This window comes from Pseudoalteromonas sp. ABV4_021, from assembly GCF_056159365.1.
Genome location: NZ_JBSWVB010000002.1, coordinates 605,144 through 618,638 on the forward strand (window position 1 = coordinate 605,144; position 13,495 = coordinate 618,638).

The 13,495-nt window shown below is 40.5% G+C and carries 12 protein-coding genes; 6 read left to right on the top strand and 6 right to left on the bottom strand.

The window, feature by feature from the left end:
- The first annotated feature begins 451 nt into the window (after nt 1-451).
- The 3 genes from ACXAFE_RS17010 (at nt 452) to ACXAFE_RS17020 (ending at nt 2,516) form a co-directional block, all read left to right on the top strand.
- Nucleotides 452-739, top strand: a complete 288-nt coding sequence (locus ACXAFE_RS17010; protein ID WP_475155267.1) for a hypothetical protein — start codon at nt 452-454, stop codon at nt 737-739.
- A gap of 146 nt (nt 740-885) precedes the next feature.
- Nucleotides 886-1,200, top strand: a complete 315-nt coding sequence (locus ACXAFE_RS17015) for a hypothetical protein (RefSeq protein ID WP_475155271.1) — start codon at nt 886-888, stop codon at nt 1,198-1,200.
- Between the two features lie 494 nt (nt 1,201-1,694).
- Nucleotides 1,695-2,516: a hypothetical protein gene (locus ACXAFE_RS17020; protein WP_475155275.1), complete on the top strand. Its 822-nt coding sequence runs from the start codon at nt 1,695-1,697 to the stop codon at nt 2,514-2,516.
- Nucleotides 2,517-2,671: 155 nt separating this feature from the next.
- Here the strand turns inward: ACXAFE_RS17020 and ACXAFE_RS17025 are convergent, their stop codons facing one another.
- On the bottom strand, nt 2,672-4,441 hold the full coding sequence (locus tag ACXAFE_RS17025; protein WP_475155278.1) for an endonuclease: 1,770 nt from the start codon (nt 4,439-4,441) through the stop codon (nt 2,672-2,674).
- 289 nt (nt 4,442-4,730) lie between these two features.
- Here ACXAFE_RS17025 and ACXAFE_RS17030 point away from each other — a divergent pair, with 289 nt between their 5' ends.
- From ACXAFE_RS17030 to ACXAFE_RS17040, 3 genes are all read left to right on the top strand, one after another.
- A complete protein-coding gene (locus ACXAFE_RS17030) occupies nt 4,731-4,931 on the top strand; it encodes a hypothetical protein (protein WP_475155280.1) in 201 nt (66 codons plus the stop codon).
- 58 nt (nt 4,932-4,989) lie between these two features.
- Nucleotides 4,990-6,114 (top strand): TRAP transporter substrate-binding protein, encoded by a 1,125-nt coding sequence (locus ACXAFE_RS17035; protein ID WP_475155282.1) that lies wholly within the window; start codon nt 4,990-4,992, stop codon nt 6,112-6,114.
- 239 nt (nt 6,115-6,353) lie between these two features.
- Nucleotides 6,354-8,477: a TonB-dependent receptor gene (locus ACXAFE_RS17040; RefSeq protein WP_475155289.1), complete on the top strand. Its 2,124-nt coding sequence runs from the start codon at nt 6,354-6,356 to the stop codon at nt 8,475-8,477.
- Between the two features lie 58 nt (nt 8,478-8,535).
- Here the strand turns inward: ACXAFE_RS17040 and ACXAFE_RS17045 are convergent, their stop codons facing one another.
- From ACXAFE_RS17045 to ACXAFE_RS17065, 5 genes are all read right to left on the bottom strand, one after another.
- Nucleotides 8,536-9,396, bottom strand: coding sequence for an EamA family transporter (locus ACXAFE_RS17045; protein ID WP_475155294.1), 861 nt, complete (start codon nt 9,394-9,396; stop codon nt 8,536-8,538).
- 219 nt (nt 9,397-9,615) lie between these two features.
- A complete protein-coding gene (gene ahr, locus ACXAFE_RS17050) occupies nt 9,616-10,617 on the bottom strand; it encodes an NADPH-dependent aldehyde reductase Ahr (protein WP_475155301.1) in 1,002 nt (333 codons plus the stop codon).
- 65 nt (nt 10,618-10,682) lie between these two features.
- Nucleotides 10,683-10,949, bottom strand: coding sequence for a hypothetical protein (locus ACXAFE_RS17055; RefSeq protein WP_475155306.1), 267 nt, complete (start codon nt 10,947-10,949; stop codon nt 10,683-10,685).
- Nucleotides 10,950-11,080: 131 nt separating this feature from the next.
- Complete coding sequence (locus tag ACXAFE_RS17060; protein ID WP_475155309.1) at nt 11,081-11,923, bottom strand: alpha/beta hydrolase; 843 nt, start codon at nt 11,921-11,923, stop codon at nt 11,081-11,083.
- Between the two features lie 126 nt (nt 11,924-12,049).
- Nucleotides 12,050-13,492, bottom strand: coding sequence for a DKNYY domain-containing protein (locus tag ACXAFE_RS17065; protein ID WP_475155312.1), 1,443 nt, complete (start codon nt 13,490-13,492; stop codon nt 12,050-12,052).
- Between the last annotated feature and the right edge of the window lie 3 nt (nt 13,493-13,495).

A 13,495-nucleotide genomic window follows, 5' to 3' on the forward strand; every position in this document is an offset into this window, starting at 1 on the left:
ATGGTGTCGCGTTAATATGAAAAATAAGTTACTGAATAATTAATAAAAGAAGTCGGTTTGATTACGTAACATGCTTATCAAACACACAAAGGTTTTTAGGCACACATTAAACTCAACGTGCCAACCTTATGTACAACTTAGCATTGTGCTTGAGATACGTGAAAAGGTTAGAATCGCTTTGGGCTAACCTATAACTATTTTAAATATCCATTTATCTGGTAGGTAACTTGAGACTCTTTCTAGCGGATATTAGAAAACTACTTTTCAGCACTTATTTTATATCCAGTGGCAATGCGCAAATATCGAACGTTCACAGACATTCACTTTATTTCTTATAACTTAATTAATTTTTCAATAAATTACGATTTTGTTATTTTGGTTTTACCTTTTTACAAGCTAAGCAACTCTCAAAGCCTGATTTAAACGCTTTGAAATTTTTGAGGGACAAACAGTGAATGATATTGAAAGAAATAAGTTAATAGAAACAAGTTGGCAATTACATAGCTTGGTAGAAAATAGTTACCTCAATAACTGTGCTACCAAGGGAGATGACGAGTGGCTAGAGAAGCAGCGTATTCTGTTAGCAGATATGGCAATTCACTTGTTACAAACAGCTATTAAGCCAGGAAACATAGAACTTGATAAACTAAAAAATAATCTTCATTCAATTTTGACCATCACAGATCAGTTTTTGCCACACGCAGGGCTCAAAGAAGCAACAGCTAAGCTTTACGAATAAAAATACAAACCAATAAAGTGGTAGGACAAAAACCAGTTGGTTTATCACTCGTACTTCGCTAAAGTATAACTAACTGATTTTTAGTCTCTTATTTAGGCGTTATATCCACCGCCAAGTTAGAGATACTTCAAAATTAAAGGAATAATATGAAACTATACCCATACTCAAAAATCAAAACTGAAAACCTTAAGGGATTACTCATTGCATCTCGCATACTTGGAGTTCTTAGTTATATTTTATTAATAGTTACTATTTTCATCGGTATTTATGGTGTTTTTAGTGGCTTTGGTGGTACTAGAGATCTTGGAAATGGGATGACTATGACAGTACCAAATAATAGTGGACCGGCGATTATGGTTTCAATTTGGGGAATAGTTTCTTCTGTATGTGTTTTAGCATTTAGTGGGCTGTGTGCAGCTGTTGTTTCTTGTGAATATAAATTTACTAAAACTCCAGAGTAAACACATATAACACACCAATTAAATGCAGAACTGTTAAAGCTTATGTCAGTTCCGCTTCGCTGCACAAGTTTAGTCAAAGTCAGTCTTTTATTGGGGAGTAATATGTTACTGAATTTAGACGTCACTAATTTCGTCTTTAACAATTACTTTAGAAATGTTCCTTGTTTAAAAAGGATTGTCTACCTCTACTGTAAATTCATGTAACAAGGCAAATCAAAAAGGCGGACAAAAACCAGTTGGCTTTGTTGTGCCTGACAAATGTTAGTAAACTATTTATTGCCGTTTATTGGGGGTTACGAATGTCAGTTGTTGGCTCTTCGCGAGAGTACCCCTCTGATTTAAATTATGTTTCTGACGGAAATAAGCAAAAGCTGACATAGATAAAACTTGAATCAGCATGAAAAGCGCAAAACCTGTTGTTATTTTTCTTGTTATATTACAATATGATATCGAATCATAATAGTTCTTAATTTTACAGGGATTTAAAATAACAAATGTTTAGAGCTTTTTTATTATGTTGCATTTTAATCAGTGCGAATTCAGCTTATGGAAATACACCGCCCTATTTCACCGAAGACATTGATCTCGAATACCGAAAACTGCTTAAACATGCTAACGAGATGCTACCTAAAACGGATAAACAGCTAGCTTATCTTCCTTCATTTTTCCCTTTCAGTTTGCTAGACATTCATCCAACAAATTTCGTCAAAAATAACGATAAGCAAGCCTTTGCGAATTTTAATTTTGGAGTATTAGGAAGTAGATTTTTGAATATTAGTGAGAAGCAGCTTTCAAATTTACCAAGTATTTCAATATGTAAGAATAAAAAATGTACAAAAGAAAGAATGGAGCTGATAAATCAGTTTTTACTCGATTCAAAGAGCGAATTAGAGATGTTGAGGCAAAATACAAATCTATATATCGTCCAGCAAACAGCACCTCATGTTTTTCGCGTCAATAATACGTTTTATAGTCCAACACAGCTTATTACCTACTATCCAACCAAACAAGCAGGATTTGTCCCGTCTGGTGACTATAAACTATCCAAGCCAGAAGATGCTCCAAATCTAATTGCATTATCGGAAGTTTCCAAGGCTCTTAGAGACGTAATGGCGAAGTATAATGTTGCTGCAATCGCGAAAGCAAATGAAGAAAGTATCAACATAATCTTTGGAGGGATAAGTGATAACCATTGGGGAGTCGTAATTAACCACAAATCAAATATTCCAAATTCAGGTGATTATAACCACATAGGTTTGGAATATGATATTGTTCGAAAAGTCTCGGATAGCAGCTTTTACTATCAGACTAACTAATCGCTCTTTGTGGCCGTTTTCGAAAGTGATCCTTTGAATTAAGTTATGTATTCAGCAGTAAATACCAAACCTATGCATTAAGTTAATACAATGAAGCGCCAGATGTCATTGGCGCTTCATTGTTAAAATTACGATTTACCTAACTATAAGTACCATTAGTTAAAGGTAATCGACCAACTGTTTAGCGTGCCCGTATCTTTGCGATAATTGTCTTCTACGCGTAGCTGCCACTGGCCGTTTGCAACAGATGCGGTTGTTACTGCGTACTGCGCTTTTACGTCATTGGCTGAGTCTGACCCATTTTTACTTTTAAGCATGAACTCACTGCCATCGGGAGCGATTAACACCAAGCTAATATCACCGCGGTAGGTATGCGTAATGTCCACATCAATCGAAATAGTGTTTGCACTACCAGAACGTGATACCGCTAAGTTTGATGTTACTGACGCGTTATCAGGAATTGCCGTTGATGTCATATTGGTAAATATTGACTGCTCTGGCTCGGTGGGTGTTGTGCTACCACCTTCAAATGTTTGACCTGAATTTACTTTATTTGATGTAGCCGATGCCAAGTGCCAACTAAAGTCACTATACACTTTGCCTGTACCTTTAAGCTGTAACGACATGCCTACTGCGGTGCTGGTATTTTCAGCCATACCAATATCTGTCGATGTTAATCCATTAGCCGGACCATCTGTTGCTGTTAAACTGCCTTCGTAGCTTAAAAATTGCACCACTTCGTTTTTCGAATTTATCAATGCGAGGCCATCAGCCGCGCCATTTTGCAAACCTGCAATCGCAAAAAATTGCGTCCCGAAACCGCCCTGCTGATCTGCAAGTACACCCGATAAACTTATGGTTTTATAAGCGCTGCCGCCATTGCCATTGTATGCCACCAGCGACCAACCGCTGAGGTCAAGGCCCGCTGCACCTGCAATTTCAACACCTTCGTTTACGTCGGTGCCGTCATTGTCATAGTGAAGCTCGTTAATCCAAGGCGTGCTGTCACTTGGTGTGGTCGGTGTGCCAGTATCAGGGCCTTCACCTGAACAACTGCTTTCAAATACACATGCAACAAATTCTGGGTGGTCAATAAATGGATTGCGATTGCCTTGATGCTCAAAGATTGCGTCGTTTCGGCGCGTTTCAAAACTGTCTACGGGATCGGCTTTATGCCATGCAAGCAAGGTTGATTTTAGTCCCATGTAAGCAATCGCTTCATTACCACCTGTTTTTGAGCCTTCAATTAACATGCGATCATCGGTCAGAATAAGGTCAGGTTCTAACACCCCTGTGACTGAGTGACTACCACCTTCATAACGCACTGCTAAGTACATAAGTGCACGCGCTACATCACCACGGCGTGCAGGCCACGTTTGCCATGCTCCCGTCGCACCTGAACCCAACGTTAAGTTAATATTATCTGAGCCACCGCCGCGATTATTGTTAAGCTCCGTTGCTTTTACAATGCACGCTGCATCGCTGCACGTTGCATACGGTTTATTACTGCGGCTTGAGTTATAACTGCTATCAGCAATAAACAAATGGTGCAAATCTGTGTAAGGGTAATTATTGCTGCCGTCACTTGGAAAGCCGTACGACTTTGGCCAACTGTGCTCGCGATTATACTGAGTGTTGCCGCCGCCAACTTTTGCATAGCTCGCGTTTTTATACACATCAATCACGTTATTACTATTTGCCGGATCTTGATCCGCAATTTCCAGTACATCCCAAGTGTCGGTGCTTGATGAGGTATACGGAATTTTAGTATGCCCTTTAATGATGTTATGTAGGCTTTGTTTTAGGTTAGTTGGCGAAGATTGATCAGCCGATTGATAGTAATTTTCAGGTGCTGCTGCCAGCGACTGTGTTGCATAACTTGCAACAATAACTGATGTTACGATTTTTAAGCGTGAGAGATTCATGGTTATCCATTTGTTTTTATTAAAAATTCAAATCAATACCATCCTTTGTATACTGCTTCCTGTGCAACTTTTTGAAATTATTGCTGCGCTACTTTAAAGTATTATCTTTACAATTCCCTTACATTTAGAGTCAAAACTCTATTTAAATTTCGATTAAGTCTGCTGTAGGCCATACAGAGCAAGGGGTTAGCTGTTTCGATAACAAATGTAAACAGGAGGTAAAAATAATTGTTTAAAATTTCTTCAAACTGTGTCATTAATTTGTAATCAAAAACGGGTAAACCAAAAGATGAGCATACAAATCATCGGTGGCAATATGATGACAACTAAACGATACCTAATTGAATTTGCGATCAGTGAAGATGACAGCGTGTCACGTTATGTGGCAGGACCTAATCTATCGCTTGACGGTGTAACCGCATGGGCAGAAAAGCTAGAGCAAGAAGAGGAAATATTTGAGTCTTTCACTATTAAAGATGTATCTGACTAGCAAAGGAAACAGCCCTAGCACGCATTGAAAGCACCGTGAACTTGGCTAAACTTAACGTATGCCAATATCACGTCGTTATTTTATCAAATCGTCGAGCGCGCTTGTTGCAAGCTCGCTTTTTCCGTTTGGCAATGTAAACGCTGCAACAGCAAAGTTAAGTGCTGACGATATTGCACAAGATGAAGCGATAAAACAAACTGCAGAGCACACCTTAGTATTCGCATCGCCCTATCACACCGCTGATGCCTCATTAGTTCCACATTTACACATCGAGTTTAAACACAATATTCAAAGCCTGTCACAAGGCAAAATCTATGTTGATATTCAAGGACAAGGCGCAATGGGCATTGGCACTGACCTTATGGCGGCGGTTTCGCGGGGACGCGTTGATGCAGCACTTATTTCGGTTGCTAATTTATCGCGCGCGTTACCACTTCTAGATATTCTAAACATTCCATTTTGGGCAGGTAACAATCAAGCCTTTTTGAATCTCATTAGCTCGCCGTACTGGCAGCAAAACGTAATTGAAAAAATAGCAAAACAAGGCAAATTGGCTATTTTATATCACTACATTACAGGCGCACGTACACTAAGTACCACAAAACTTGCCAACACAGTGATCAAAACACCAACAGATTTAAAGAATATGGTGCTACGCGTACCCGCAAGCAAGGTGTTAAAACACTTTTATGCCATGACCAGTGCACATATTGTGGAGGTTAACTGGGCGAATGTCGCGAGTATGGCACGCTTAGGCAAGTTTCAGGTACTCGACCCCGGTATAATCGGCCTGTATGCAGGTCCAAATGATTTACGTGAAGAAATCGCAACCATTACGCAGCTTAATTCTGTGCCAGATACTTGGGTCAACGTAGTCAGTCAAAAGTGGCTTAACACCTTACCGCAAACACTGCGCTTAGCAGTGAACGATGCCGCCGAGAAAACCTTTTTATCTCAGCTGAGTAATGTCAGTCACATCGAATCACGCTGTGAACAGGAGTTTATAAAGCGCGGCTGCACTGTGTTTAAGCCAGATCAGCCAACGATTGCGTTATGGCAAGACCAATTTGGTCATCATCGCCACGAATGGCGCGACATTAAAAAATCATTGCTCGGCTCGAGTAACGAGTTTTCTAAATTATTAGACGCAGCTAAAACCCCAGGTAAACACTCACTAACTTAAATTGTCTCTTGTTATCAACTCGAATCAAGGTCCCGCAATTACAATCTAGTTAATACGTACCAAAACAAGTAATACACTGCTTCTCTGGGTGAGTCATTCAGTAAAACTGTAACTAGTTCTTTGATACATATAATTAAAATAGTAAATAAATAAAGCTCAACAGACCTCTCATTTATTGCAATTAATAATTAATATCATTACCATCCGCACTAATTTTTTACTCAAGTATCGGATCAACCATGTTAAAAACCTCCCTCAGCCTAACCGCGCTCTTTGTTTCAGGTGCCGTATTTGCCGACGCACCCAACGCCGAACAGCAAGCCAAAGATATGGAACGCATTATCGTAACGGGCAGCCGTGTTGAAGAACGTTTAGATGAAGTAACAGCATCGGTAGTGATTGTCGACCAGCAAGCACTACTAAGAAACATGGAAGTAACCAATGAATTGCAAAGCATTTTAGCCATTCAGGTACCAGGCATGGGACCAAACACTGGCACTAATAGTAGTTCAGGTCAAAACTTACGTGGCCGCAGTGCGCTTGTGTTAATTGATGGTTTACCGCAATCTACTCCCCTAAGAAATGGTCGTTTAGCAATTCGTTCTCTTGATCCAAGTGTTATTGAACGCGTTGAAGTGATTAAAGGCGCTACCTCAATTTATGGTAACGGCGCAGCGGGCGGTATCATCAACTACATTACTAAAAATGCCGACAGCAAAGACGGCTTTAACGGTAAACTTAATCTTGCGACTAATTTCTCAGCAACCGACTTCGACGACAGCCTAGGCAAACGTGCCGATGTAACTCTAGATGGTCGTAACGATAAGTTAAGTTTTGTTGCCAATATCGCTTATGAAGATAACGGCATTATTAAAGACGCCGACGGCGACCCGCTTGGTTTGCTTTATGGTATGTCAGGCTTTGAATCTAAAAATGCATTTACTAAAATCGGCTACGACCTAACCGACCAAAGTGCGCTATCGCTTACTTACAACTATTTTGAAGGTCAGCAAGAAACCGACTATATCAGCATTAACAAAACCGTTAATGACGGCGAAAAAAGCTACGCTGAGAAAAACACCAGCGGTGTTACTGTACCTGGCGATCCGCAAGGACCACGTGGCAACCACAACTTAAAGCTACAATACGAGCACGCTGAAATCTTTACCGATACCTTGTTTACCAGTGATGTTTACTGGCAGAAACTTGAAAATGTGTTTTTCTACAGCACTAAATTCCGTGATCCTGAGCTAGACTTAGCGGGCGGCCAATCTATGATTGAGTCTGAAAAAACAGGTATTCGTGCAAACTTCAACACCACAGTTGATTTTGATAACACAGCGGCAAACTTCACTTACGGTATCGATTTACTCAACGACGTAACAGCACAAACCATGGTAGATGGCCGCGATTGGACGCCTGAAATGGACATGGATAACGCTGCGCTTTATTTACAATCAAAGTTCGTAATTAATGATGATTGGGTAGTAAAAGCAGGTCTTCGCCATGAAGAAATTGATGTATCGGTGAATGACTTTCAAACTCTAATGGTGTGTCGCAAAACTTGTAGTGACGTAGTCAATGTCACTGGCGGCGATATTGAATACAGCGCAACAACCTACAACCTTGGTTTACGTTACAACGCATTTGATACCTTTATGCCATTTGTAAGTTATTCTGAAGGCTTTGATGTGACAGATTTAGGACGTACGTTACGCACCGCATCTGCGCCAAGCATCAACAAAATTGATACAGATGCGTCAATCATTAAAAACTATGAAGTTGGTTTTGACGGTTACTACGGCATTTTCAACTATCAGTTTGCCACTTTCATCAGTAAATCAAATATCGGTACCAGCCTTGTAGAAGATGCAGCAACAGGCAAATACGAAAGCGTGCGCTCGCCACAAGAAATCTACGGTTTTGAAGCCGCACTTGAAGCAAAACCAAACGATACCCTTACACTGGGTGTTAACTACAGTTGGTTAGAAGGTAAAAACACCGATACCGATGAATACCTTAACGGCAGCACAATTAACCCACCTAAGTTTGCCGCTTATGCCGATGTCACCATCACAAATGACTGGCACGCATCATTTACCATGATGCATGTTGGCAGCCGTGACCGTTTTGAAAAAGTAGGTGACGTATACACAGGCACTAATGGCCCGGTAAGTAGCTACAATGTTGTTAACTTGAGTACTTCTTACCAAATAAGCCAAGATTTCAAAGTATATGGCGGTGTAGAAAACTTACTTAATAACGATTACTACCCTGCTCGCTCTCAGTCTTACACAGGCAGTGGTTACAATGTGAAAGGCAAAGGTGCTACGGTTAATTTAGGTATTAACTACCTGTTTTAATTGTTAATTAAATTGAAAAGGCACCAATTGGTGCCTTTTTTATGTATTAAAAATGCTATTATTGTGAATGGGCGAGACGTATTGTGAAAACCCGATTTAGCCAAAGCGCTAGTAACATAATTGCCCCGCCAAGTGATAAACGAAGTAAATCTGCATCGCGATTCCAAATTACTAAATTTACAACAATTCCCGCCGGAATAAGCACGTTATTCATTACCGCCAGTGTGCCAACATCAACCGCTACTGCGCCTTTGTTCCATGCAAAGTAACCAAAGCCCGAGGCGATTAACCCTAAATAAGTTAAAACGCCCCATTGAGTGACAGTTGTTGGTAATTTATTGATGTTGCCAAATAAGGCAAAGCACGTTGCCGCAACAATCAAAGCTCCCACAAAAAACCATGCAAATGCTGTCTTATGATCAAGCGATTGTTCGCTCATTACACGCTTATAAAATACTTGCCCGCTGGCAAAGCAAATATTGGCGCCTTGTACTAAGCATAAGCCAAACACAAAATCGCCATCAATGCCCTGATAGCGAATCGCCACCGCGCCAATAATGGCAATAATGGCTACCAGTAAAAACTGAGCGTTAAAGCGCTTTTCTAAAACATCGTTTAATAGCGTGATGTAAAGCGGTGTCATTACCGTAAACAACAGTACTTCAGGCACACTTAAATACAAAAAACTATGGTAGTAAAAGCCATACATAGCGCCTAATTGAATGGCACCGATTGCAATTAATTTAAGCGCAAGCGGCTTAGCAATACGGGTTATGTTTAAAAACGGTAAAAACACCACTGCGGCAAGCGCAACACGCATTAGCACGCTAAACCAGGCATCGACTTGCCCTGCCAAGTACACACCAATTAAGCTAAATGAGAATGCCCACAAGATTGTGACTGAGATTAAGTAATTCATGAATAAATACGGATGGTTAATAAAGCTATTTAAAGCAATGAGTGTAACCAATTCCCCATCACAATGGTATTAAAGACGCGTTTTCGGTTGGTATTAAACTGATTAATTAAAACGGTGCTTGAAATTAAAACGGTTTTAGAAATTAAAAGTGATATGACAACGCCATATCACTTTTAAACGTATTACTCACTAAAAAAGTATTTACACCCTATTAGCCAATTAATCTTTTTCAAGCACAATACGATAGCGCGCTTTGCCCGACTTTAAATGCGTCAATGCACTATTCACATCACTCATTTTAAAAGTTTCAATGTGTGGTTTAATATTGTGCTGCACAGCAAATTCAAGCATTTGGGCAATCGTTGCCGGACTGCCTACAGGTGAGCCTGATACTTGTTTTTGCCCACCAATTAAACCAAACGCACCTAAATCAAGCGGCTCTAGCGTCGCTCCCACAAAGTGTAAGCGCCCTTTTGGTTTTAATGTTGAAAGGTATAAATTCCAATCCAGCTTTACATTAACTGTTGAAATAATGAAGTCGAATTGATTTGCCGCGGCCTCAATTTCGCTGCTATCTCGCGAGTTAAGCGTATGGTGTGCCCCTAGCTTTTTGGCTTCTTCAGCTTTACTTTCTGACGATGTAAATGCGGTCACATCACAGCCCCATGCATTTAAAAATTGCAGTGCTAAGTGACCAAGGCCGCCAATGCCGATTACCGCAACCTTGTCGGTTGGTTTTACATCAAATTGCACCAGTGGGTTAAATACAGTAATACCGCCACAAAATAGCGGCCCCGCAGATTGCGCATCCATGCCATCTGGTAACGCAACCACGGCCTTTTCATTAGCTCGCACTTTATTTGCAAACCCGCCATGGCTCATTATCGTAGGCGTTGCCGCTGCGCATAAGTTTTCATCACCGGTATTGCACGAATAACAGGTTTGGCAATAGTCTGAATGCCAACCTAAACCAACTAGCTGTCCTTGTTGTAAACTATTTACGTGACTGCCTGTTTTTACAATACGACCAACAACTTCATGACCCGCCACAAGCGGATATTGTGAAAACCCCCACTCGTTGTCGATCATTGAAATATCGGAGTGACAAATGCCACAATATTCAACGTCAATTTCTACCTCGTGATCGCCTAATTCACCTACTTCAATGGTATGTTTTTCTAGCGTGCCACCGGGTTCTTTTGCTGCGTAAGCTGTAATCATGATTGGTTTCCCTTAGTTTTTAAATTTGCTTAAGTGGGTACTGAACAACAAAGTGTGGCGATCACTTAAAAGTCGCAATCTAATAATTTCATTGGCTTATCTGCCGCCATAACACATCCTCTTGCCTCATCGCTCGCCGCTTTACACTGCTTCAACATTTGTGAACTGCTCGGTGCTTTATCACCTAAAACACGCTTTGCATGACTTACCACAGCTTTACATTCAGTTACGGGAACGGGGTCGGCTTTTGAACAGCCACTTAAAACTAAAATGGTAAAACTACAACTTAGCGCAAGGGTAACGCTAGACGCGTCGAATTTAAGATCGTTCATAACTAGTCCTGAGAAAATAGTCGTTTACTCAGTATAGTCATAAATTGGCGTGGTCAATTCGCTGTTAACGAATATAAGCCCACTTTGCATTCGCGTTTGTGTGGGCTTAGCTACAGGTTAAAAGTTACAGGCTAAAATTTTGCAAGAAAGGTTTGATAAGCAACTTGCACATTTTTACTTTTGAACATTTCGCCATGACCGGCATTCTCTGCAATCACCAGCTGCTTTTCGGCACTTGTACTTGCGTTAAATAGTTTCTCTGACAAGATTGCTGGCGTTTGTTTATCATCAGCGCCGCCAATAACAAGCAGTGGCCCTACATAGTTTTCACTAAGTACTTGTTTATTATCAACCGAGTAAAACGCATCATCAATTTGCACATCAACAAATACTTTTGAGTACCAAGGCATCGCTTCGTCTACCCAATCATCTACATTAGTCGCCGAGCCTTGCATTACTAACCCATCAACCGCTTTATTTTTGGCAAGTTGCGCAGCAATAAAGCTGCCAAGTGAATAACCATGCACAATCACTTTGTCGGCTTTAAGGGATTGCTTGGTATAGTCGAAGGTAACATTAGCATCGCTGATTAAATTAGCGATTGTGGCAGTGCCTTCGCTCGCACCTAAGCCGCGACGGTCAAATATCACGATGTCGTAATCGTATTCGGCAAGCTCAAGCAAGGCGTTGGTAGCTGCTTTTTCAACGCTCATGCCATTGCCGGGTATATACAAAACTGTGTTTTGTGTTTTCTGATTATCTAAAAACACGCCGTACAAGGTAGTGGTTTTATCTTCTGACGGGATTGAGATCACGTTAACATTATGGCGCGGTGTTTGCGCATTCAAGGTGTTGATAAAGGTATCGCTATAAAGCGAATTTTCATCATCTTGTGCAATAAAGCGTGACTCTTTAATCGTGGCAGTACAGCCGGTAAGCGCTAATGCAGATGCGAAAAAGACCATGCGTTTCATATTTATATCCTTATTATTATTTTTAATATAAGAGCATCACCAATATGAAAAGTTCAACATCTTCATGTATTTGGTGAGTAGCTTAGCGGCTGTTAAACGCTATTGTTGTAAACCCACTAGGCGCAACTAATCATTCCTTGTCGCAACGCGAATGCCGTTTTTATAAAAATAGCGTTTGTCTTCTGCATCATATTTTTCGTAATTGCGATGACTACGCATAAAGGTGTTTACATCTGCACCTTCAACTCGTGACCCATGCCAATAAACATGGTTCGCATCGCGAATTGCCATATCACGATTAATCACAACCACAGTATTTAAATCAACGCCTTCAATTTTTTTATCTTGAAAATAAACCGCATTACCATCACTTGCGTAACTTGCAAAGCGTTCCAATAAGGTGAAATAGTCAGCCTTGGCACCTTCCATTACTTTACCTTGGAAAAATACCTTGTCACCACTTACTAAATAATCATCGTTACTCAGCACTTTTAACGGTGTTTGTTTTTCACCAAGTAATTGGTTTTTGTAATAAATACGTGAATTATCGCGGCCGTAGCTGCCGTGTTCTAGCAATAACGCATAACTGTGTGCATCGGCATTAGGTAAGCGGTGTTGTTGATAAAACACCTGACTGGCATCTTTGGCAAAGCCGGCGTTATTAATAATCTGAAAGGTTTTTGCATCAGCTTGTTCAACACGGTTTTTGCCAAAATAAACGCTGTTATCGAGGGTAAAATAGTCATCATTAAATTGCGTAAAAGAATCGATATTTTGATAAGCAACCGACTCCAACCAGACACTCGATTGTGAATCGCCATTATCGTTTTGATGATAACTAGCATCAAACCAATACAGCTTATGCTCGTCGTAAATAAACTGTTCATTTAGCGCGTTAACATGTAGGCCCGCAACTTGGGTTTTAATAAAACGATCATCGTGTTTAATAAATACCGAATGCGCATCTTTCACTATGTATTCATTTAAAAGCGCTAACGATGCAACATCAACCGCTTGCGGCACAAAATAATAATAAGCCTGCTTATCATCTTGCGTCCAAGCATCATTTATTATTTCAAAACTAGCGGGATTTGCATCACTAATGATATGCAACGGGGAATCTGATTGCTCAGCTAAGGCACTTTCAGCAACAAATCGGGATGGTACATAAACGTGGTTTTTATCGCGCGCAATAAGCTCATTAACAAGCGAAAAAGTCATGTAATCAACTGAACGGGTGATCACGTCTGATTGGTAATAAATATTATTTTTGTCTTTAGCAAAATCGCGCGCGAGTACTTCAAATGTCTCAACGTCTGCCCCTTCAATTAGGGTGTTGCCAAGCTCGAACCAATTACCCATGGGCGAATAACGAATTTGCTGTTTATCGTATGAATAATAATAAGAATCTGATTTGTCTTCGTCGACTGCACCAGAGAACCAAAACGACGGATTGATAAGGTAACTTAACCAAGGTCGGTCATCGGCGCGTAATTGTGATGCAAAACCCAAAAGTACCGCAATAAACACGGCACTTAGCCAGAATTTGCCATTAAACAAGAAATCCATTGC